Here is a 23,302-nt window from a genome sequence, read left to right as displayed (position 1 = left end):
GTTCATAAATTCACATTTACCTAATACTGTCGCTCCACTTTCTTCACTTGCTTTTTGTAGTTTTACTAAAGGAGTATTCCCTATTAACTCTGTTACATTTTTCGCGTATCTCATCTTTTATCCTTTTTTCTAAATTCCTGCACCATCAATTAAATATCCATCTAATAAATCAGATTTCGGACTTTTATGTAATTTATCGATAGTATCACTATTTATTATATTTTTTTCTTCAAGTAGTTTTTCTAATAATTCAATTCTTTTGTTTAAATACCTAAAAGCTTCTTTATCAATATCAGGTAAATCACTATGAGTAAATTTACCTTCTTTATCATATCTTTTTACAATATTTGCAGGTATTCCAACAGCCGTTGAATAACTTGGAACATCATTTATTACAACTGAATTTGCTCCAATTTTACTACTTGTACCAATAGTAATATCTCCTAAAACTTTTGCTCCACTTCCAATAACACTATTTGCTTTAACCGTTGGATGTCTTTTCCCTTTACTTAAACTAACTCCACCTAAAGTAACACCTTGATAGATTAAAACATCATCTTCAACAATAGTAGTTTCACCAATAACAACACCTATTCCATGGTCAATAAACACCCTTCTCCCAATAGTTGCAGCTGGGTGAATATCAGTATTTGTTAAAAATTGGCTAATTCCACTATAAACTCTTGCTAATCTCTTAAATCCTTTTAAATACAATCTATTCGCTACTCTATAATTAATAATAGCCCAAACACCAGGATAATTAAAAAATATTTCTAATCTTGAATGTAATGCAGGATCATTATTTTTTGGAAGATTAAAATCTTCTCTTATTTGATCAAAAAGATTTAATTTTGCACTTCTACTCTTTTGCATTAAAAATCCTTAACTATTTTTAAACTCTTTGATAGTTTTAACTAAAAAATCTATCTCTTCTTTTGTATTGTAAAAAGCAATAGATGGACGAACTGTTGTTTCAACTCCAAATCTTCTTAAAATTGGTTGTGCACAATGGTGTCCAAATCTTAAAGCTATTCCTTTACTTGTAAGATATTCTCCAACTTTTGTTGTATCATATCCATCAAGAACAAATGATAGAACACTTGTTTTTTCTTTTGCTGTTCCTATAAACCTAAGACCTGAAATTTCACTCATTTTAGATATTGCATACTCTAAAAGTTCATGTTCATATCTATAAATATTTTCAATTCCAATTTTAGTAATATAATCAATTGCTGCTCCAAATCCTACTGCATCAGCAATATTTCCTGTACCTGATTCAAATTTATTTGGTGCAGCTTGATAAACTGTTTTTTCAAAAGTAACATCAGCTATCATATTTCCACCACCTTGATATGGTTGCATAATATCTAAAAGCTCTTTTTTTGCATAAATCGCACCAATTCCTGTTGGAGCAAATACCTTATGTCCTGAAAAAACATAAAAATCACAATCAATATCTTGAACATCAACTTTTATATGTGATATTGCTTGAGCACCATCAATTAAAACTTTTACTCCATATCTATGAGCAATTTCTACTACTTTTTTTATTGGAACAATTGTTCCTAAAGCATTTGATACATGAGCAATTGATACTATTTTTGTTTTAGGAGTTATTAATCTTTCAAACTCATTTAGTAAAATTTGTCCATCATTATCAACAGGAATTACTTTTATTTTTGCACCTACTTCTTGACTTAATATTTGCCAAGGAACAATATTTGCATGATGTTCTAAATTTGAAACTATTATCTCATCATCTTTTTGCAAGTTAAATTTACCAAAACTATGTGCAATCAAATTTATAGCTTCTGTTGCACCTCTTACAAAAATAATATTATTTTGACTAGGTGCATTTACAAAACTTGCTACTTTTTGTCTAGCCTCTTCATAAGCATCAGTTGCCCTTGCTGCTAATGTGTGAGCACCTCGATGAATATTTGAATTTTCATGTTCATAAAAGTAACTAATTCTATCTATTACACTTTTTGGTTTTTGCGTTGTTGCTGCATTATCTAACCAAATAAGTGGATAATTACCACTTACTTTTTCATTTAAAACTGGAAAATCTTTTCTTATAGCTTCGACATTAAATATCTCATAAGAGTTATTTTGTGGAACTATTTGAATATTTGAAAAAGTTTCAAAATTTGATATATCTTTATTCTCATAAAAATTTGTTTGAATAACTTTTTCATAGTCAAAATCTTCACCAAATCCATTTTTATTAAATTCAGGAAATGCCTGATTTGCTAAAACTTCTATTTGATTTTTAAAGAACTCTTCATCAAAATTTGGTAAATTATTGTGCGTAATCATAGTAGTTTCCTACATCTACATCTTCTAAAACTGCTATTGCATCTTTTGATAAAATCACTGCTGAACAATATAGTGATAAAAGGTATGAACCAACTCCATTATTATCTATTCCTCTGAATTTTACAGATAATCCTCGTGATTGTTCATTTGGTAAATTATTTTGGAATAGTCCAACAACACCTTGTTTTTCATAACCTGTTCTAACTAATAAAATATTAGTTTTTCCAGCTTTTGATTTTGGCTCTTTTAATCCATCAACAAATAGTTTATTTGTAGGAATAATAGGAACTCCTCTCCAAGTTAAAAATGATGTTCCAAATAAAGTTACAGTTGCTGGTGGAACTCCTCTTCTTGTAGCTTCTCTTCCAAATGCAGCTATTGCTCTTGGATGTGCTAAGAAAAATGATGGTTCTTTCCAAACTTTTGTTAATAACTCATCTAAATCATCAGGTGTTGGACTTCCAGTTCGGCTTTGAACTCTTTGTGAATCATCAATATTATTTAACAATCCATAATCATCATTATTAAACAATTCACTCTCTTGTCTTTCCTTTAAACTCTCAATTGCAAGTCTTAGTTGCTCTTGAATTTGTTGTGTTGGAGAGCTATATAAATCAGATACTTTTGTATTTACATTTATAATTGTTTGAATTGAGTTTAATTGATATTCTCTAGGATTTTCTTCATAATCTACAAATCCTTCTGGAATTTTATTATGAATTTTTTGTGAACATAAAGTATCAAGAGGAGTATCTCCCTCTTTTACTTTATTTAATCTAAAAATACCGCTATCTAAAGATTTCCAATCAAGCAATCTTGTAACCCATCTTGGAGTTAATGAATCAAAAACTGGTGTTGTCTTTACAACATCTACCAAATTATAAGCTGCTTTTGCACTTAAACTTACTACTTTATTTTCTTCTGCCATTTTATTTCCCTTTTTTTAATATCTTGCCATTGTATAGTCTATATCGTTTGCCCAAGAAGTTATCCCACCTTTCAGACTATAGATTTCACCTTCATATCCAGCTTCTTTTAACTGTCTTATAACCTCAGCACTTAAAAGCCCTATTTTACATATTACTACAACTTTTTTACTACTATCAAGCTCTTCTTTTCTTCGTACTAATGAACCAAAAGGTATTCCTTTTGAACCCTCTATTTTTCCTATTTGTAGTTCGTGTGGTTGTCTAATATCTATCAATTGAACAGCTCTTTTTTCATTTATCAGATTTTTCAAATCTATTGCACTTATCTCTTCAATTGCTATTTTCTCATCTGGTGCTTTTAATCCACAAAACTCTTCATAATCTATCAGTTCTGTAATCACTGGATGCTCACTACAAACTGGACAACTTTTGTCTTTTGCCAGTTTTAACTCTCTAAATCGCATATCTAACGCATCAAAAGTTAAAAGTCTTCCTTTTAAAACTTCACCTATTCCTAAAATTAACTTTATTGTCTCATTTGCCTGAATTGTCCCAATAATCCCTGGTAAAACTCCAATAACTCCACCTTCAGCACAAGAAGGAACAAGCCCAACTGGTGGTGGTTCAGGATATAGACATCTATAACAAGGTCCACCATAAGCATTAAATACACTTATTTGCCCTTCAAATCTAAAAATAGAACCATAAACAAATGGTTTTCCTAAAATCACACAAGAGTCATTTATCAAATATCTTGTTTGAAAATTATCAGTTCCATCTACAACTACATCAAAATCTTTTATAATTGCTAAAGAGTTTTGACTTGTCAATTTTGCATTGTATGAAACAACTTTAACATTTGGATTTATCCCTTTTATTCTGTCATTTGCTGAAGAAATCTTTGGACGACCTATATCTTTTGTTGTATGAATAATCTGTCTTTGCAAATTTGATTCATCAACAATATCAAAATCAATCACTCCAATAGTTCCAACACCAGCAGCTGCAAGGTACAGGATAACAGGAGCACCAAGACCTCCTGTCCCCACAACTAAAACTTTTGAATTTTTGAGTTTTAGCTGACCTTCAAGTCCAACTTCTGGTAAAATTAAATGTCTGCTATATCGACTTATCTCTTCTTGCGATAATCTATCACTCTTATCATCTTGTGCCATTTTATAATCCACCAGCAATTGATGGAACTAAAATTATTTTGTCATCTTCATAAACTTTTGTTTCTAAATTATCTAAAGTTCTAATATCCTCTTCATTTAAATATATATTTACAAAACTTCTTAATTTACCTTCACTTGTAAATAGATGATTTTTTAAATCTTGATATTCATCTACCAAATTTCCTACAATATCTTTTATATTTTCACCAGTTAAAGCTATTTCAAATTGTCCATTTGTAAATAGTCTTAAAGCTGTTGGTATATATACTTTTGCCATTTTTACTCCTTTATCACTTCTTCTTTTTCAAATTTTAATCTATCATTTGATAGAGTTGAAACTGTATAATCAACTGCTTTTGCATCATATACAGAAACTATCAAATATGTATAAACAGGAAGTGCATGATCTATATCAAATTGAGATGGTGTTGCACTATGATTTGGATGTGAATGGTAAAAACCGACTATATCCAATCCATTTTTGATAGCATAAAGTTCTGTTTCTAAAACCTTTTTTGAAGGTATTAAATACCTATTATGCTTATTCTCATCTTCTCTTTCATTTGTTATTTCAATCACTTCACTAACACTTTTATTTCCATCATTAAACTTACCTAAAAGAATCCCACAACATTCGTATGGATAGTCTTTTTGTGCATGTTTATTGATTTGTTCCATAAGATTTTTACTTATTGTTATCATAAATCTTCTTCCCATAAGCTATCGCTTAAATATTTAAATCCACTATCACATAAAATAGTAACTACAATGCTTCCTTTTGGTAATGTTTTTGCTAATTCTAAACTAGCATATACATTAGCACCTGAAGAAATACCTACAAAAAGCCCCTCTTTTCTTATCAGCTCCAATGCCATTTTTCTTGCATCTTCTGTATCTACTAAAATTGTCTCATCAATCAATGAACTATCATAAATTTCAGGAACTATTGTTGTTGCCATATGCTTCATACCTTCAAGCCCATGAAATGGTGAAGATGGTTGCATTGCAATAGTTTTAACATTTTGGTTTAACTCTTTTAATCTTCTTGATGTACCTACAAAAGTTCCAGAAGTTCCCATACCTGAAACAAAATGTGTAATTTTGTTTTCACTTTGTTCCCAAATTTCTAAAGCTGTTGTGTTATAGTGAGCTTTCCAATTTTCTTCATTGTTATACTGATTTGTATAATAATAAAGTTCTGGATTCTCTTGTGCCAACTCTTTTGCTTTTATTAACGCTCCATCTGAACTCAAAAGAGGATCTGTTTCTATTATAGTTGCACCAAATGCTTTTAAAATTTTCTTTCTTTCAAAATTTGCATTTTTAGGTAAAGTTACACTAACTTTATAACCTAAATTTGCACCAAACATTGCATAAGCAATCCCTGTATTTCCACTTGTACTATCTAGTAAAATCTTATCATGAGTGAGTTTCTTTGATTTTATTGCTTCCAAAATAATACCCTTTGCAGCTCTATCTTTTACAGAGCCACTAGGGTTTAAATATTCAGCTTTAGCATAAATACTTACACCCTCTAAATCTTTTGTTATTTGATTTAGTTTTATTAGTGGCGTATTTCCAACTAGATCTAAAATCGTGTTATTTGCCACTGTTATTCCTTTAATCTATTTACTATAAATTAAATCGAATGTTCCACCATCATCAAAGTGAGTTTTTTGTGCATTTGCCCAGCTTCCAAAAACATCATCAATTTTAAACAGCTCTAACTTTGGAAATATTTCTAAATTTTCTTTCTTAACAAGTTCTGGAATACTTGGTCTATAATAGTGTTTTGCTGCTAACTCTTGACCATCTTTTGAATATAAATATTTTAAATACTCTGTTGAAACATTTAAAGTCCCTTTATGTAAAGCATTTTTTTCTACAACAGTTACAGGTGGTTCAGCCAATATTGAAACAGATGGAACAACTATTTCAAACTCATCTTTTCCTAATTCATTTATTGCTAAAAATGCTTCATTTTCCCAAGCAAGTAAAACATCTCCAATTTTTCTTTGAACAAAAGTATTTGTTGCTCCTCTTGCACCTGAATCAAGAACTGGAACATGCTTTAAAAGTTTTGAAACATACTCTTTTGCTTTTTCATCAGCTACTTTATATTTTGGTGAATTAACATCAATATTATTTAAAGTTCCTAACTCTTGTTTTAATCCATAGGCATAAGCTGCAAGATAATTCCATCTAGCACCTCCAGATGTTTTTGGATTTGGAGTAATAACTTCAACACCATCTTTTATTAAATCATTCCAATCTTTGATACCTTTTGGATTCCCTTTTCTAACTAAAAATACTATAGTTGAAGTATATGGAGAAGAGTTATACTCTAACTTTTTTTGCCAATCATCTGAAAATAGTTTTGCTTTTTGGCTAATAGCATCAATATCATAAGCTAGTGCTAAAGTTACAACATCAGCTTTTAAACCATCAATTACTCCTCTTGCTTGTTTTCCACTACCACCATGTGACTGTTTTATTGTTAATTTTTGCCCAGATTTTTCTTGCCAATATTTTGCAAAGTTTTTATTGTACTCTTCATAAAACTCTCTTGTTGGATCATAAGACACATTCAATAACTCAATACTCTTTTTATTTGCTTCTGCTTTATAATCATAATTTGAATTATCTGCAAAGCTTAATGTTGATATTAGCAATGATGCTAACGCTATGTTTTTTATATTTTTTATCATTTTATCTCTTTTTTAAATTTAATATACACTAAATGTATGATAATTAAAGATTTTAAAAAAATCTCACCTATTTTCTATTTTTTGATTTATATACTTTACACATGTCGCACATCATTTTTTATCCTTTATATTAAGGTGATTTATTTAAAATATTTTATCTATCACCTACTAAACTGGTGAAATAATATCAATAAAAATATTTTTTGTCAAGAGTTTTTTAATAAATTTTAAGATTTTATATTAAACTATCGGTAAAACCGTACTTCTTTACAATATATAAAAAAGGAGGAAAATGATTTCATCTCCTTTTTTCAATAAAATCTTACTTTAAAGAAGAGAGTAATATTTGTAAATGTTTAATAGAAGGTGTCACAACAGCGATAAAGTAACTTTCTCTAAGTTTACGAAATGCATTTGATTTTTCAAAGTATCCACGACTACCACCACTACATAATAATGCTTCATTACTAACTTCTTGAGATAACAAAGCTCCATCCAATCTAACTTTAAGAATCTTTTTTAATTCTTCTACTTGATTTATATAAGGTGTAGTAAAATATTCATCTAAACCAAAACAAAGTTTTTTTCTTTTATTTTCAAATAAACTTAATTTATCCTCAAAAATAGGATTATTCAGATATTCTTTTCTTTTTAACTCTTTTTTAATTACCTCAATACAACCATCAATATTTCCTAATGCCATTCCTAATTGTAAAAGTATGAACCCTGGTCTAATTTTTTCTATAAATTGTTGCCCATTATCACTTATTAAAAATTTTTCTTCTAAAAAATAATCTTTGAAAGTTGTTTTAACAGTTGCAGACCCATTAAGTGCAAAAAAATTATCAATATCTTGTATTGATATGGCTTCATTATTTGTATCAATAAGCCCAACAATATAACCATCATCAGTTTGGATTAATGCTCCAAAATAATGACCTTTTTGAACATTTGAAACAAATGGTAATGAACCATTAACTACATATCCACCATCAGTTTTAATAGCTTTTAATTTTACTTCTTCAAAATTAGCAAAGGCTTTTAAAGAGTTAGAAAGTCCAGTTCCAGCAAGAATTTTACCTTCTACAATATCTTTTAAAAATGTTTCTTTTAAATAAGTATTTTCAGTATTTAGTAAATACCAAACACAAGCACTTTGACACCACATACAAAAAGCAGTATTTAAGCATACTGCTGCTGTACGAGAATGTAAATTTATTACATATTCAAAATTAAATACTCCATTGTCATCAACTAATTTATAAGCATCAATTTTTGCAAATTCTCTAACTATCTCTTCTGGATAAATACCTTTTATATCAATATCAGAAGCTTGTTTCTCTAATTTTGCCAATAAATTATCAATGTTTAAATTATTTTGCGACATACTTAACCTCTACTGGATTTCTCAAACTACCAGTAACAGGAGAGTAATTTAATACATGTTCTATTAACTCATCTCTTTGTTTTTCATCTAAATCTGATTCTAAATCAACAAGTACTCTAATATGAGTAAAACCAATAGTTTTATCTGATAATTCACCAGTTCCCCATACAGCACTAATATCGATATCACCTTCTAGTTTTACTTCAATTTTAGTAAAGTTAATTCCTCTATTTACTAAGTTAGCTTGAATTCCTACTGCAATACAACTACCTAAAGCAGCAAGTACAGCCTCACTTGGATTTGGAGCTGTATCATCACCCAATAATACAGGTGGTTCATCAATAATATGAGCATCTAAATCTCTTATATAGTTTTCATGTCTATATTTTTCTACAGCAACTGTTCTACATTTAAGCGTTTTTATTGGATTAGTAGTATTTTTACTTTTAACTTGTAATTCTTTTAATCCCTCTAAATCTATTTTTTTATATGACATTTTTTATTCCTTTTATTTAATTTATATTATGTAAGTTAAAGACTCTTTATTTACAGATTCTAAATATGTTACTCCCCAAGAAGTACTTTTAAATCTATAAATATCATTAGCTAAAATTTTTGCCTCTTCATAATTGTGAGTTACTATTAATAAAGTTGCTTTATTTTTTGCACAATATTCGTTTATATCTTGACAAAGTATCCTTGTAGTATCAGGATCTAAGCTAGAAAATGGCTCATCCAAGAGTAATACTTCAGGAGAAATTGCCAATGTTCTAGCTAATGATACTCTTTGTCTTTGTCCACCAGATAATTCAATCATTTTTTTATTTATATGTTCTTTTAAACCAAGCCAATCAAGTAATTTAATAATTTCTTCTTTTATAATAGGTTTTTTTAATATTTTAAGACCAATAATAACATTTTGATAAACACTTAACCAAGGGTAAAGGTAAGCATCTTGAAACATATAACCCATTGTCTTTGAATTATTAAAGATTTCACCTGATTTTGGTTGAATAAGTGGAGCTAATAATTTAAGCAATGTAGATTTTCCACAACCACTTTGACCAATTATTGCACTCTTACTACCTGCATATAATTCAAAATTAAGATTATTAATAATAGGCTCTTTAGAATTATTATATTGATAATAAAGTTTTTTTGAACCTAAAATAACTTGTTTTTCTGCCATTTATTTACTCCTTTTATTAATTCCATTTATATCTATTACTTAACTTTTGTAAAAAAGAATCAATAGCAAATCCTATTAATCCAATAGCAAGTATCAATGCTGCTAATTTAGAGTAATTTAATGTATCTCTTGCATCATTAATTGCATAACCTAAGCCAGAAGTTACTCCTAAATATTCAGCTGGAACAATAATAACCCAAGATACTCCTAATGCCAATCTTAGCCCTGTTATTAAATCCTGTGCAATCGATGGAAAAATAGCATATCTTAATTGGTTAAATAAATTAGCTTTAAAACTTTTTGCAACATATATCCATCCTATATCAATTTTAGCCATACCTTGTGATAAATTAAAAATAATCGGCCATACAGCAGCCATAACTATCAAGAAAATAATTGCTCCATCCCAACTATCATATACTAAAACTGCAATAGGCATCCATGATAAAGGAGATATCATTCTTAATATTTGAAATGGTAAATAAAATATCTTTCTTAACTTTTCATTACTAGAGTAAATCAATCCTATAGGTATTCCTATTAGCAAAGCTAACAATAATGCATAAATAATTCTATATAAACTTGCAAACACATGTTCATAAAATTTTACTTCAAAGAGTAAATTCCATAGTGCCTCTATAGAATTTACTGGTGTAATTTGAGTATATACATAATTGTCATTTATTGCAGTTCCTATCATTACTAATAGTTGCCAAAAAAGTATTAGAAGTACAATCCCAAATAAGCTATATTTTACATTAGTTATCATATTAAAAATCTAGCTTCTCTTCTCTTGAGAATGGTGGTGGTGTTTTATAAAATTTATTTATTGCATTCGTCACATATCTATAATCAATAATTTCATTAACCGCTTGTTTTGGATCTACATTGTCCAAAAATTTCAAATTACCTTCTACTAGTGTATCTTTCATAGCATTTATTATGTACTCTGTTGCACTAGGATATGGATAAGGGTCAAAATCTATTCTGTGATTATTCCATATATCTTTATTTCTATTAGCTCCAATTTGTGCATATACTGGATTATCATAAAAATTCATTGCTCTATCAATAACTTTAAATTCAAATGGTAATAAACCTGATTTATCATTAGATAATATTTTAGCTGTCTCTACTCTATTTTCTGAAATAAAGATTTCTGCTTTTACAATTGCATTTATAACTTTTTGACTCCATTCTTGTTGTTCATTTAGTATATCTTCATGCATAGTTACAGCACAACAAGGATGATTTTTCCAAACATCTCCTGTAAATCTAAGAATTGTAGCATTTGCTTTTAATTCTCCAAAAGCATTAAAAGGTTCTGCAACAATATAACCATCAATTTTTTTAGCAACTAAAGCTAAAGGCATTTCAGGCGGGGGTAAGATTTGTAGATTTACTTCATTTGGTTTAAGAGGAATATCCTTATTTTGAATAACAGGAGTTAAACCATGTTCTTTTAATAATTTCTGCAAAATAATATTATGCATTGAATACCAATATGGCACAGCAAGATTAGTTCCACCTAAATCTTTTACACTAGTTATATTTTTGTGATTACCCACTACAAAAGCTGAACCATTTGTATGAGCCCAAGCAGGAATTTTAACTGGTATATTGTTAGCAAATCTCATCCAAATAGGTATTGGTTTAAGTAAATGAACCACATTGAATTTCTTTGCAGTAAAAGATTCAACTAAAGGAGACCATCCTCTTAGCAAAGTAGGTTTTTCAGATTTTAAACCTTCTTCTTTAAATAAACCTATTTCATGAGCTATCAATAGTGAATTTGCATCTGTAATAGGTAAATAACCTATTTTAACAGTTTCATCAAAATATTTACCAGTATCTGCTCTTAGATTCAAACCAGAGTGTAAAGCTGCTGTTAGTGAAAATAATGAAGCTTGCTTCATAAAACTTCTTCTATCCATTATTTTTCCTTTTATATTAGATACATTAAATGTATGATAGTTAAAGATTTTTTCAAATCTCACCTTTTATATTTAAAGATATATAAATCCATATTTTTTTCCAATTGGTAAAGAGAAATAATTTTCTTTTCCTTCTATTTTTTTTCTTCTTCCAAATATTTTAATCTTAAAAAAGATTATTCTTTTATAAATCTTTTTCAAGATTTATCTCCTCATCAACTTTTAAAATAATTGGATTTGATTTAACTGTATTTGGATATTTCAATCCACTTCCAGTATTTAATAAAACTACTTTTTCATCTTTTTTTATCCAACCATTTTTATATAACTCTTCAGTTGCAGCTAAAGTTGCTGCACCTTCAGGACAGATAAACAATCCCTCTTCTTTTGCTATTAACTCTTGATATTTTAAAATATCTTCATCACTAATTGCAATTGCACAACCATTTGTTTCATAAATAGCTTCAAGTACTAAAAAATCACCTATTGCTTTTGGAACAGTTATTCCAAATGCTATCGTATTTGCATTTTCCCAAAATTTTGATTCACTCTTTTTTTCTTCAAAAGCTTTTACGATTGGAGCACAATTTGAAGCTTGAACAGCAACTAATCTTGGTAATTTTCCTTTTATAAAACCTATCTCTTTTAACTCTAAAAGTGCTTTATATATCCCTATTAATCCAACTCCACCACCAGTTGGATATAAAATAACATCTGGTAATTCCCAAGAAAATTGTTCAGCTATTTCAAACGCAAGAGTCTTTTTACCTTCAATTCTATAAGGCTCTTTTAGTGTTGAAGCATCCATAAATTTATATTTATTTATTGCTTTTGCTACAATTTTTCCTGCATCACTAATCAAACCATCAACCAAAAATAATTCTGCTCCAGAAACAACACATTCATTTCTAGTAATAGTTGGTGCATCTTCTGGCATAACAATATAAGCTTTTATATCTGCACGTGCTGCATATATTGACCAAGCAGCTCCTGCATTTCCATTTGTAGGCATAGCAAAAGCTTCAACATTTAACTCTTTTGCTTTTGAAATTCCAACAGCTGCACCTCTTGATTTGAAACTTCCACCAGGATTGAAACCTTCATCTTTTAAATATAAATTTTTTAAACCCAATTTTTTTTCTAATTTTTCTAACTTTATCAAAGGCGTTATAACTTCACCTAAAGAGACAATATTTTTTTCATCTTCTATTGGTAAAAGTTCTTTATATCTCCATAAATTAAAACTTCTTGAAGATAAACTCTCTTTTTTAAAATTCTCTTTTACAGCTTTTAAATCATATCTTACTAAAAGCGGTGCTTGGCATGAAGTACAAAGCTGATTTAACTCTTTATGATTAAATTTTGTATTACATTTTGGACACTCTAAGTGACTAACATACATACTTTATCCTTTTCATTTTGTTTTCATTCCCCATTTAACTACAGTTTTTCTCTCTATGTATCCAAAAAGTATATCTGTAATAATTCCTATGAAAATAATTGTCAATAAACCTGCAAAAACTAAATTTATATCCAGTTGATTTTTTTTCTCATAAATAAACCAACCTATTCCTCCATTTCCTGAACTTACTCCAAAAACTAACTCTGCAGCAATCAATGTACGCCAAGAAAATGCCCATCCAACTCTAAGTCCAGTTAATATACTTGGAAAAGCTGCTGGAATTGCAATTTTAAAGATATATTCAAAAGTTGATAATTCATAGTTTTTTGATACCATTTTCAAAGTATTACTAACACCTTGAAATCCACTATATATATTTATTGAAATTGGCCAAAGAACAGCATGAACAATCACAAAAACTATACTTCCATAACCAAGTCCAAACCATAATAATGCTAAAGGTAATAATGCAATTGGAGGTAATGGATTAAAAACTGCAGTTAATAACTCTAATAAATATGCTCCAAATCTAGTTGAAATTGCAAATATTGTTAAAACTCCTGCTAAAGCAATTCCTATTACATATCCCATAAATTGAACTTTTAATGAAGCTAAAATTCTACTTATTAACTCTCCACTTTGAATAACCTCAAAAAAACCTTTTATTGTTTCACTAAATGTAGGAAACATCAAAGGATTATTTAGCTTTATTGCATAAACTTCCCAAAGTAGTATTAAACTTGCGAAAAGAAAACTTTTAATAATTATTGATTTACTTTTTTTACTTATTTTCATCTTCTTTCCTTAAATAAAATACTCTGTTTGATTTTTATGCATTATGCTAGAGATTTCATCTTTTGATGTAAACTCATTTACATCTATTTGTTTTAATATTTGACTAGGATTTGTACCAAAGATGATAATTTTAGAGCCAAGTTTTATAGCCTCATCAATAGAATGTGTTACAAAAAGCATTGTAAACTTCGTATCTTTCCAAAGTTCAAGTAGATCATCTTGCATTTTTTTTCTAGTAATTGCATCTAAAGATGCAAAAGGCTCATCCATCAAAATAACTTCTGCTCCTATTGCTAAACATCTTGCAATTGCTACTCTCATCTTCATTCCACCAGAAAGTTGATGAGGATAGTTATTTTTAAATGAACTTAAATTTACTTTTTTTAAAAACTCTTTTGCTTTTATAGTTGCATCTTTTTTATCTATCTTTTTTGTAGCACTTAAAGCGAATAAAACATTTTCTAATACTGTTTTCCAAGCCAAAAGCTGATCAAACTCTTGAAATACAAAAGCTCTATCTAATCCTGGTTTTGAAATAATTTTTTGCCTTAACTTTATACTTCCATGACTTGGTTTTATAAACCCGCCAATTGCTTTTAGTAAAGAAGACTTTCCACAACCAGATGGACCTAGAAGAACCAACCTTTCAAACTGTTTTATCTGAAAATCAACATTCTCAATAGCCTTATAACTCTTTTTCTCATCAATCTCATAAGAGATTGATACGTCTTCTAGCGATAAAAAGGTGTCTTCTTTATTTAACTGCGTCAAAAAATAACTCCTTCCAATCTTTTGGTTTTTGTTTAATTGCACCTATATCATAAAGAAAATCTGAGAATTGAGTAATATTTGCTTTTGGTTTAGTATCATAAACTGTTGTATTTTTTAATACTTTAGCAATTATTTCTGGTGATTCTTTTGACTTAGTTGATGATAAATATAATTTTACAACTTCATCTTGATTCTCTTTTATAAATTTATTTGCTTCATTTAATGCTTCAACTATTATTTTTGATAATTTTGGATTATTTTTATAGAAATCTTCACTTGTCCAAATTAAATTTGTAGTATGAGCTCCACCTAAAACATCAAATGAATTAAAAACTTGGTGTACATTTGGATTTTCTAACTCTAATGTACTAAAAGGCTCTAATCCAATATGTCCATTTACTTCTGTACTTCCAGTAGTTACAGCTAAATAAGCATCTGGATGTTTTAATGAAACTGTTAAATTATCAAATTTATCATATTCTTTTATACCAAACTCTTTTGCAACTGCCATTTGTAATAGTAAAGATTGTACAGATACTTTAACAGAAGGAACTGCTATTTTATCTTTTGATGTTAAATCTTTTACAGTTTTTACATCAGGATTATTTGATACAAATACTATTGGTGATTCATTTATTGCTGAAAGAGCTTTAACTTTACCATTTGTTTTATCCCAAAGTCTTAAAAATGGACCATTTCCTCCAGCAACTAAGTGAGCATTTCCTGATAATAAAGCATCATTTGCAACTGATCCTCCTCCAAAAGTAGCCCAATTAACTTTTACATCACCTAAACCTTGCTTTTTTGCATGTTTTTCAATCAATTTTTGTTCTTCTAAAATTATTAAAGGTAAATATGATATTCCATATTGTTTACTTATAACAAGCTCTTTAACTTCTGCGAATGCGCTTGAAGCCAACAGTAATAAAATTGATGTCAATTTGCTAATTCTTTTCATTTATTTTTTTCCTTTTTAATTTTTTTATTTTATTTTTGGTGTATCTTCAGTTGTTACACCACCAAATGGTCCAGATTGAACAAGTCCAGATAATTTTTCTTTTGTTTTATTTGGTAAGAGTGGAAATACTAGTTCAGCAAATCTAAAAGATTCTTCAAGATGTGGATAACCAGAAAATACAAAAGTATCTATTCCTAAATCTACATATTCTTGTATTCTTTGAGCCACAATTTCAGCACTTCCTACAAGTGCAGTTGCACAACCACCACGAACTAAACCAATTCCAGCCCATAAATTTGGACTAATTTCAAGTTCTTCTCTTGTTCTAGCTTTTCCACCATTAGTTAAAGCTGTCATTAATCTTTGACCTTCAGAATCTAGTTTTTGTAAAGCAGTTTGAGAAGCATTGATTTTTTCATCATCAAGTTTACTTATTAGTTTTTCAGCAGCACTCCAAGCTTCTTCTTCTGAATCTCTTACTATTACATGCAGTCTAATTCCAAATTTTATACTTCTTCCATACTTTAAAGCTTTCTCTTTTACATCTTCAATTTTTGCTTTAACTGCTTTTGGAGTTTCACCCCAAGTTATATATAAATCAACTTTTTGAGCAGCTAACTCATGAGCTTTTTGTGAACTTCCACCAAAAAATAATGGAGGATGTGGTCTTTGAACTGGAGGATATAAAAGTTTTGCATTTTTTGTTTTATAATGTTTTCCATCAAAATTCACAAGCTCTTTTTCATAACTTGCTTTCAAAATAGCTTTCCACAAATCTACAAATTCAGCTGCTGTTTCATATCTTTCATCTGAATCTTGAAATAATCCATCACCTTCAAGTTCATCTTTATCACCACCAGCAACAAGATTGAAAGCAACTCTTCCATTTGAAAATCTATCCAATGTTGAAGCTATTCTTGCAGCTAAAGCTGGTTGTAAAAGTCCTGGTCTAAGTGCAACTAAAAATTTTAATTTTGAAGTTACACCTATTAGACTTGAAGCTACTACAAAAGGGTCTTCACAAGACCTTCCTGTAGGAATCAAAACTCCATCATATCCCAAAGTATCAGCTGCAACTGCAACTTGTTTTACATAATCAAAGTCAGATACTCTTGATTGGTCTTTTGAACCTAAGTATCTGTTATCTCCAAATGTTGGTATAAACCAAAATATATTTAGTGCCATTTTTATTTTCCTTTTTTAGTTTCAGGAATCCAAACAACACTTTTTATATCTAGTTTTTTTGGAATTAATTTTAAATCATAAAATGTATCTGCAATTTTTTGTTGCTCTTTGATAACTGCATCATTTAAGTAATTTATTCCATAACCACCTCTTGCTAATGCTTTTTCTAAAGTAAGTAAATCTAATCCTGTAAGTGGAGATAAAGCAGCTGCTACTTCACTTGGTTTTGAAATTGCCCAATCATTTACTTTTTTTAGCTCATCAAAAATAATTGCAACAACATCTGGTCTTCTTGCTGCATAACTCTCTTCTGCTAGATAAAATTGATGATTATTTACTGTATTTGTTCCATCTTGTACAAGTTTTGCATCTAAAGTTGTTTGAGCTGCTGCATAAAACGGATCCCAGATTACCCAAGCATCAACACTTCCTTTTTCAAAAGCTGCTCTTGCATCTGCAGGGGCAAGAAATACTGTTTCTATATCACTATATTTTAATCCTGCATTTTCTAAAGCTCTAACTAATAAATAATGTACATTTGAGCCCTTATTTAAAACAACTTTTTTACCTTTTAAATCTGCAACTGTATTAATAGGCGAATTTTTTGGAACAATAATAGCTTCACCTTTTGGAGCTGGAGGTTCATATCCTATATATTTGATTTTTGCATTTGCTGCTTGTGCAAAAATAGGTGGTGTTTCACCAACTGTTCCAAAATCAATACTTCCAACATTCAATCCTTCAAGTAATTGAGGACCTGCTGCAAACTCATTCCAAGTTACTTTTACACCAAGTGGTTCTAATCTTTTTTCTAAATTACCACTTGCTTTTAATAAAATCAAAGTTCCATACTTTTGAAAACCAATTCTTAAAACATCTTCTTTATTTGCAGAAAATCCAAATATTGGAATAATTGCTAATAAAACTAAAATTTTTCTAACTAAATTTTTCATTTTTTCTCCTTGAAAAATACAATATACACTAACTGTATGAATATTAAAGACTTAAAACTCGTTGGGCATTTTTATAAAATAAATTGTCCAAAATCTCATCTTTAAAACCTAATTTTATAAAATCTTCTATTGTTTGTTTCATCGGTCTAAAAGGATACGATGTCCCAAATAAAAGTTGATCTTTAAAAAAACCATTTGCTGCTTCTACAAAAAGCTTACTTCCTGCTTGAAATATATACATATCAGGTACTACAAAAACATTTTCATATCTAAATGCAACACCTATCATCTCATTTACATAAGGATAACATCCGTGACAAACTACTATTTTTAAATTTGGAAACTCTCTTGCAATTCTTCCAATTGCTGCAGGATTTGTATGTTCCAAATTTGGCGTCGTTGGTCCACTCATAATAAATAATGGAATTTTTAAACTCTGACATAAATCATATACAGGTAAAAAATCCTTATCATCAAAATAAACTGCTGGTTTTCCAAAAGTTGGTTCTACATTTATCCCTTTTAAACCTAAAGTTTCAGTTGCTCTATATATCTCTTCAAATGTCTGGGCTATCCCTTTTGTTTGAGGATCAACTGATGCAATTCCTATAAGTTCCTTATATGGAGCTGTTATATCTTTGATTACATCATTTGGAATTGATAAATCTGGTGTATCTCTACCAATTACAACAGCATTTGTTATACCACTATCTCTAACCTCTTTTATATAACCATCTAAAGTAAAAGATTTAGTAAAGTGTTCATCATCTTTTGAACCAACTCTTCTATTTAACCATTTTGCAGTTTCATAACCTTTTGTTCCTGGTGTTGAACCATAAAATTCACCCAACAATGCAGGCCTACTTCTAAAGTCTATAATTTTTCCATTATACTGACTCAACTTTTCCTCCTTATTTTTAGATATAGTACATATTACCAAGAACTCTTGATAATATATTTGCTTCTAATTTAGCAAATTCTTGAGTTCCACGCTCTCGTTGTCTTGGTAAATCTATTTTTAAATCAAGAGTGATTTTTCCATCTTCGATTAAAATAACCCTATCACCTAAAATAACAGCTTCGCTAACATCATGAGTTACAAGTAAAACTGTAAATTTATGCTCTTGCCAAATTTTTTCAATCAACATTTGCATCTCAATTCTAGTTAGTGCGTCAAGTGCACCTAATGGTTCATCAAGAAGTAGTAACTTTGGTTTATGAACCAATGCTCTTGCTAATGCAACTCTTTGTTTTTGACCACCAGATAAATTTGATGGCCACTCATTTGCTCTTGTATCAAGCCCTACTTCTTTTAAAGCATCTATTGCTAAATCATAAGACTCTTTTGGTAATCCCAAAGCTACATTTTCTATTACAGTTTTCCAAGGAAGTAATCTTGAATCTTGAAACATTATTCTCGTATTTGGATTTACGCCTAAGGCTTCATTATCATCTAAAAGAAGTTTTCCAGAACTTAACCTTTCAAGTCCACCAACTAATCTTAAAAATGTACTTTTCCCACAACCACTTCTTCCTACAATTGATACAAATTCGCCTGAATCAACTTTTAAATTAAAATCACTTAATACAACTCTATCACCAAAACTTTTCGTTAAGTTATTAGTTTTTATTTCTATTCCACTTAAATTACTCATTTTTGATAACCTTTATGCCATTTTAGATATTTTTTTTCTAAAATTGAAGCTAAAATATCCGAAATCTTTCCCAAAACTGCATATAATAAAATTCCTAAAACCATGATGTCTGTTTGTAAAAATTCTCTTGCATTCATCGTCATATAGCCTATTCCTTCACTTGAAGCTATTGTTTCAGCTACAATCAAATAAAGCCACATAAATCCCAAAGACATTCTAAGCCCAACTAAAATTGATGGCATTGCTCCTGGTAAAATAATATTTTTAAACAGTCCATAAGGACTCAATCCATAAACTTTTCCCATCTCTATTAAATCCTTATCAACACTTCTTAAACCATGAAAAGTATTTAAGTAAATAGGAAAGAATACTGCTAAAGCTAGTAAAAATATTTTACTAAATTCCCCAATACCAAACCACAAAATAACCAAAGGAACTAAAGCTAATAATGGAATTGTTCTAATCATTTGTATAGTTGAATCAAGTAAATTTTCTGCTAATTTTGATAAACCAGTAATAAATCCTAAAATAAAACCAATACTTCCACCTATAACTAATCCTAACAATGCTCTTTGCAAACTAACCAAAAAGTGATGAATTAACTCTCCATTTGCTGTAAGAGTAACCCCTGCACTTATCACATCAAGAGGTGCTGGCATAACTCTTGAAGATAACCAACCACTTTGAACTACAATTTGCCAAACAACTAAAACTAAAACAGGAATTAACCAAACAATAAAATGGTCAATTAAACTTATCTTTATTTTATTTATGAGTTTCATCGTTTAAAACTCCACCAAAAGTTTCACCTTTTGCAATATTTGATAAACTATTTTTTATTCTATCTGGCAAAAAAGGAAATACTAACTCTGCAAATTTATATGCTTCTTCAAGATGTGGATAACCAGAAAATACAAAAGTATCAACTCCCATATTTGCATATTCAGTTATTCTCTCAACTATAATCTCAGGACTTCCAACGAGTGCAGTTGCACAACCTTCTCTAGCAAGTCCTATTCCTGCCCATAAATTTGGGCTAATTTCAAGTTCTTCTCTAGTTCTTGATTTTCCACCATTTGTTAAAGCTGTCATTCGTTTTTGACCAATTGACTCTCTTTTTTCCAAAACTTTGTGATGTTGTTCTATTGTTTCATCATCAAGTTTACTTATCAATTTTTCAGCTACACTCCAAGCTTCATCTTCCGTTTCTCTTACAATTACATGAAGTCTAACTCCAAATCTTAAAGTCCTTCCATATTTTGAAGCTCTTTTTTAAGGTCTTCAATTTTCTCTTTAACATCTTGTGGTCGCTCCCCCCAAGTTATATATAAATCAACTTTTTGAGCAGCTAACTCTCTTGCTTCATCAGATGAACCACCAAAAAACAATGGTGGATTTGGTCGTTGAACTGGAGGATATAAAAGTTTTGCATTTGTTGTTTTATAATATTTTCCATCAAAATTTACAAGTTCTTTTTCATAACTTGCTTTTAAAATATCTCTCCAAACATCTACAAACTCTCCTGCTGCTTCATATCTTTCTTCTGGTTTTTGATACAAACCATCACCTTCAAGTTCTGTTTTATCTCCACCAGCAACTAAATTAATTGCTACTCTTCCATTTGAAAATCTATCAAGAGTTGCTGTCATTCTAGCAGCTAATGATGGTTGCAAAAGCCCTGGTCTAAGTGCTACTAAAAACTTTAAATTTTGTGTAACACTTATCAAACTTGAAGCAACAACCCAAGGGTCTTCACACAGTCTTCCTGTTGGAATTAAAACTCCATCAAATCCTAAATTATCAGCAGCAACAGCTATTTGTTTTGAATAATTAAAGTCAATTATTCTTGAACCAGTTTTTTCACCTATGTATTGACTATCTCCAAATGTAGGTATAAACCAAAATATATTTAAAGCCATTTGTTACCCTTCTTATTTACTATTCTCAGGTATCCAAACAACACTTTTTATATCTAGTTTTTTTGGAATAAGTTTTAAATCATAAAATGTATTAGCGATTTCTTGTTGGTCTTTTACAACTTTAGGTGTTAAATATTGTGTTTGAAATACTGCTCTTTTGTGTGAAAGTTCAAGTGCATCAACTTCTAAACCATTTACTTTAGAAAGAGTTTCAGCCGTTTTCAAAGGCTCTTTTGTAAGATATTCATCAACTTTTTTTATCTCTTCAAGAACAATATCTAAAACTTCTTTATTCTTAATATAACTCTCTTCAACTAAATAAAATTGGTAATTATTTACCAAATTTACACCATCTTTTAAATTTTTAGCACCAATTTTTAACTCTGCTGCTGCAAAAAATGGATCCCAAATTACCCAAGCATCAACACTTCCTTTTTCAAAAGCTGCTCTTGCATCTGCTGGTGGTAAGAATATTGGTTGAATATCACTATATTTTAAACCAGCTTCTTCTAAAGCTTTTACTAATAAATAGTGAACATTTGAGCCTTTATTCAAAGCGACTTTTTTACCTTTTAAATCTGCAACTGTTTTAATAGGTGAATCTTTTTGAACTAAAATTGCTTCAGATTTTGGAAAACCTGTTTTGTAAGCTATATATTTAATTTTTGCATTTGCTGCTTGTGCAAATATTGGTGGTGTTTCTCCAACTGTCCCTAAATCAATACTTCCAACATTTAAACCTTCAAGTAGTTGAGGCCCTGCTGGAAATTCTATCCAAGATACTTTTACTCCAATTGACTCTAATCTCTTTTCTAAAGCACCAGAATCTTTTATCAATACAAACCCAGGATCTGACTTTTGATACCCTATTCTTAATTGTTCAGCTTTTGAAGCTCCAAAACCTAATACTGGAATAATTGCTAATACTGCAAATATCTTTTTAACTATTTTTGTCATAAACTTTTCCTAAATATAATATACACTAAATGTGTGATAGTTAAAGATTTAAAAAAATCTCACCAAATCTTTCATTAAATTAATTCTACATTTTTAGAATATCTACACATATCGCACATCATTTTTATCCTTTCTGATTTAGATGATTTATTAAGTTATATTATCATCTACTAAATTGGTGAAATAATACTAATAAAAATATATTTTGTCAAGAGAATAATATATTTTATTTATAATTTAAATAATCTATACTTATTTATATCTACTATTTTAAAATATTTTTAAACTTCTCTTATAAAAGAAAAGTTAAAAATATGTAATTAATCTTCAAATTGAAAGATATTTAAAAACTCTCTTGCTCTTTGTGTTTTTGGGTTTGAAAAAAACTCTTTTGGTTCAGATTCCTCGCAAATTTTTCCACTATCCAAAAATACTATTCTATTTGCAACAGATTTTGCAAATCCCATCTCATGAGTTACTATAAACATAGTCATTCCTGATTTTGCCAAATTTAAAATTACATCTAAAACTTCTCTTACCATTTCAGGATCAAGCGAAGCTGTAACTTCATCAAAAAGCATAACTTCAGGATTCATACACAAAGCTCTTACTATTGCAATTCTTTGTTTCTGACCACCTGATAACTCTCTTGGATATGCAAATTTTCTATCTTCAAGACCAACTTTTTTTAAAAGTTCTTCTGCTTGAAGCATAACTTCCTCTTTAGCTCTTTTTTGAACTTTTAAAGGTGCCAATAAAATATTATCTATTACATTTAAATGAGGAAACAGTTCATAATTTTGAAAAACCATTCCTATTTTTTGTCTTATTTCTATCCAATTAGAGTTTTTATCATGGATATTTTTACCATGGAAAAGTATCTCTCCACCTTGTATATTTTCAAGGCCATTTATAGTTCTTAAAAGTGTACTTTTCCCACATCCAGAAGGTCCAAGTAAAACAACGACTTCACCTTTTTGTATAGATAAATCTATTCCATTTATAACTGTTTTATCTGCATATTTTTTTACAAGGTTTTTTATTTCTATCAATTTATCCATAATTT

Annotated in this window: 24 protein-coding genes and 2 pseudogenes; all 26 read right to left on the bottom strand. The window is 29.4% G+C overall.

Annotated features, from left to right (window positions below):
• A pseudogene (locus tag CRU91_RS12395) lies at nucleotides 1-114 on the bottom strand (cysteine synthase A); the annotation flags it as partial.
• A gap of 15 nt (nucleotides 115-129) precedes the next feature.
• Complete coding sequence (cysE, locus tag CRU91_RS08365) at nucleotides 130-873, bottom strand: serine O-acetyltransferase (RefSeq protein ID WP_113894777.1); 744 nt, start codon at nucleotides 871-873, stop codon at nucleotides 130-132.
• A gap of 9 nt (nucleotides 874-882) precedes the next feature.
• Entirely contained in the window at nucleotides 883-2,319 is a 1,437-nt protein-coding gene (locus CRU91_RS08360) for a family 2A encapsulin nanocompartment cargo protein cysteine desulfurase (protein ID WP_113894776.1), read from the bottom strand.
• Nucleotides 2,303-3,247, bottom strand: a complete 945-nt coding sequence (locus CRU91_RS08355) for a family 2A encapsulin nanocompartment shell protein (RefSeq protein WP_113894775.1) — start codon at nucleotides 3,245-3,247, stop codon at nucleotides 2,303-2,305. The genes CRU91_RS08360 and CRU91_RS08355 overlap by 17 nt, the downstream gene beginning before the upstream one ends.
• A gap of 15 nt (nucleotides 3,248-3,262) precedes the next feature.
• Entirely contained in the window at nucleotides 3,263-4,423 is a 1,161-nt protein-coding gene (gene moeB / locus CRU91_RS08350; protein WP_113894774.1) for a molybdopterin-synthase adenylyltransferase MoeB, read from the bottom strand.
• 1 nt (nucleotide 4,424) lies between these two features.
• The gene (locus CRU91_RS08345; RefSeq protein WP_113894773.1) at nucleotides 4,425-4,700 is read right to left on the bottom strand and encodes a MoaD/ThiS family protein; all 276 of its coding nucleotides are present in this window, start codon (nucleotides 4,698-4,700) and stop codon (nucleotides 4,425-4,427) included.
• A 2-nt stretch (nucleotides 4,701-4,702) separates the two neighbouring features.
• Nucleotides 4,703-5,125 carry a Mov34/MPN/PAD-1 family protein gene (locus tag CRU91_RS08340; RefSeq protein WP_222718433.1) on the bottom strand — a complete coding sequence of 141 codons (423 nt, stop codon included), beginning with the start codon at nucleotides 5,123-5,125 and terminating at the stop codon, nucleotides 4,703-4,705.
• A complete protein-coding gene (locus tag CRU91_RS08335) occupies nucleotides 5,122-6,033 on the bottom strand; it encodes a PLP-dependent cysteine synthase family protein (RefSeq protein ID WP_113894771.1) in 912 nt (303 codons plus the stop codon). Before CRU91_RS08335 ends, CRU91_RS08340 begins: the two co-directional genes overlap by 4 nt.
• 15 nt (nucleotides 6,034-6,048) lie before the next feature.
• Entirely contained in the window at nucleotides 6,049-7,131 is a 1,083-nt protein-coding gene (locus CRU91_RS08330) for a sulfate ABC transporter substrate-binding protein (RefSeq protein WP_113894770.1), read from the bottom strand.
• A 322-nt stretch (nucleotides 7,132-7,453) separates the two neighbouring features.
• Nucleotides 7,454-8,518: an acyl-CoA dehydrogenase family protein gene (locus CRU91_RS08325; RefSeq protein WP_113894769.1), complete on the bottom strand. Its 1,065-nt coding sequence runs from the start codon at nucleotides 8,516-8,518 to the stop codon at nucleotides 7,454-7,456.
• Entirely contained in the window at nucleotides 8,505-9,014 is a 510-nt protein-coding gene (locus CRU91_RS08320) for an OsmC family protein (protein ID WP_113894768.1), read from the bottom strand. Before CRU91_RS08320 ends, CRU91_RS08325 begins: the two co-directional genes overlap by 14 nt.
• Nucleotides 9,015-9,035: 21 nt before the next feature.
• Nucleotides 9,036-9,707: an ABC transporter ATP-binding protein gene (locus CRU91_RS08315; protein WP_113894767.1), complete on the bottom strand. Its 672-nt coding sequence runs from the start codon at nucleotides 9,705-9,707 to the stop codon at nucleotides 9,036-9,038.
• A gap of 16 nt (nucleotides 9,708-9,723) precedes the next feature.
• Nucleotides 9,724-10,476 carry an ABC transporter permease gene (locus CRU91_RS08310; RefSeq protein ID WP_113894766.1) on the bottom strand — a complete coding sequence of 251 codons (753 nt, stop codon included), beginning with the start codon at nucleotides 10,474-10,476 and terminating at the stop codon, nucleotides 9,724-9,726.
• 1 nt (nucleotide 10,477) lies between these two features.
• The gene (locus CRU91_RS08305; RefSeq protein WP_113894765.1) at nucleotides 10,478-11,641 is read right to left on the bottom strand and encodes an ABC transporter substrate-binding protein; all 1,164 of its coding nucleotides are present in this window, start codon (nucleotides 11,639-11,641) and stop codon (nucleotides 10,478-10,480) included.
• 184 nt (nucleotides 11,642-11,825) lie between these two features.
• Nucleotides 11,826-13,043, bottom strand: a complete 1,218-nt coding sequence (locus CRU91_RS08300) for a threonine synthase (protein WP_113894764.1) — start codon at nucleotides 13,041-13,043, stop codon at nucleotides 11,826-11,828.
• Between the two features lie 12 nt (nucleotides 13,044-13,055).
• On the bottom strand, nucleotides 13,056-13,838 hold the full coding sequence (locus CRU91_RS08295) for an ABC transporter permease (protein ID WP_113894763.1): 783 nt from the start codon (nucleotides 13,836-13,838) through the stop codon (nucleotides 13,056-13,058).
• Nucleotides 13,839-13,847: 9 nt separating this feature from the next.
• The gene (locus CRU91_RS08290) at nucleotides 13,848-14,609 is read right to left on the bottom strand and encodes an ABC transporter ATP-binding protein (RefSeq protein ID WP_113894762.1); all 762 of its coding nucleotides are present in this window, start codon (nucleotides 14,607-14,609) and stop codon (nucleotides 13,848-13,850) included.
• Nucleotides 14,593-15,567, bottom strand: a complete 975-nt coding sequence (locus tag CRU91_RS08285; protein ID WP_113894761.1) for an ABC transporter substrate-binding protein — start codon at nucleotides 15,565-15,567, stop codon at nucleotides 14,593-14,595. Before CRU91_RS08285 ends, CRU91_RS08290 begins: the two co-directional genes overlap by 17 nt.
• Before the next feature lie 24 nt (nucleotides 15,568-15,591).
• On the bottom strand, nucleotides 15,592-16,752 hold the full coding sequence (gene ssuD / locus CRU91_RS08280) for an FMNH2-dependent alkanesulfonate monooxygenase (protein WP_113894760.1): 1,161 nt from the start codon (nucleotides 16,750-16,752) through the stop codon (nucleotides 15,592-15,594).
• Nucleotides 16,753-16,754: 2 nt separating this feature from the next.
• Nucleotides 16,755-17,705 (bottom strand): sulfonate ABC transporter substrate-binding protein, encoded by a 951-nt coding sequence (locus CRU91_RS08275; RefSeq protein ID WP_113894759.1) that lies wholly within the window; start codon nucleotides 17,703-17,705, stop codon nucleotides 16,755-16,757.
• A gap of 43 nt (nucleotides 17,706-17,748) precedes the next feature.
• Nucleotides 17,749-18,606: an amidohydrolase family protein gene (locus tag CRU91_RS08270; protein ID WP_235826979.1), complete on the bottom strand. Its 858-nt coding sequence runs from the start codon at nucleotides 18,604-18,606 to the stop codon at nucleotides 17,749-17,751.
• 16 nt (nucleotides 18,607-18,622) lie between these two features.
• Nucleotides 18,623-19,360 carry an ATP-binding cassette domain-containing protein gene (locus CRU91_RS08265; RefSeq protein WP_113894757.1) on the bottom strand — a complete coding sequence of 246 codons (738 nt, stop codon included), beginning with the start codon at nucleotides 19,358-19,360 and terminating at the stop codon, nucleotides 18,623-18,625.
• Entirely contained in the window at nucleotides 19,357-20,142 is a 786-nt protein-coding gene (locus CRU91_RS08260) for an ABC transporter permease subunit (RefSeq protein WP_113894756.1), read from the bottom strand. The genes CRU91_RS08265 and CRU91_RS08260 overlap by 4 nt, the downstream gene beginning before the upstream one ends.
• Nucleotides 20,126-21,279, bottom strand: a pseudogene (gene ssuD, locus CRU91_RS08255) (FMNH2-dependent alkanesulfonate monooxygenase). The gene CRU91_RS08260 and the pseudogene ssuD (CRU91_RS08255) overlap by 17 nt, the downstream one beginning before the upstream one ends.
• A 12-nt stretch (nucleotides 21,280-21,291) precedes the next feature.
• The gene (locus CRU91_RS08250) at nucleotides 21,292-22,236 is read right to left on the bottom strand and encodes a sulfonate ABC transporter substrate-binding protein (protein WP_113894755.1); all 945 of its coding nucleotides are present in this window, start codon (nucleotides 22,234-22,236) and stop codon (nucleotides 21,292-21,294) included.
• A 320-nt stretch (nucleotides 22,237-22,556) separates the two neighbouring features.
• On the bottom strand, nucleotides 22,557-23,297 hold the full coding sequence (locus tag CRU91_RS08245; RefSeq protein ID WP_113894754.1) for an amino acid ABC transporter ATP-binding protein: 741 nt from the start codon (nucleotides 23,295-23,297) through the stop codon (nucleotides 22,557-22,559).
• Nucleotides 23,298-23,302: the final 5 nt, after the last annotated feature.

The sequence above is a fragment of the Aliarcobacter vitoriensis genome (assembly GCF_003316695.1).
Taxonomy (GTDB): Bacteria; Campylobacterota; Campylobacteria; order Campylobacterales; family Arcobacteraceae; genus Aliarcobacter; species Aliarcobacter vitoriensis.
The sequence above is the reverse complement of the archived record's forward strand: the minus strand, read 5'-3'. Positions and strand labels throughout refer to the sequence as shown.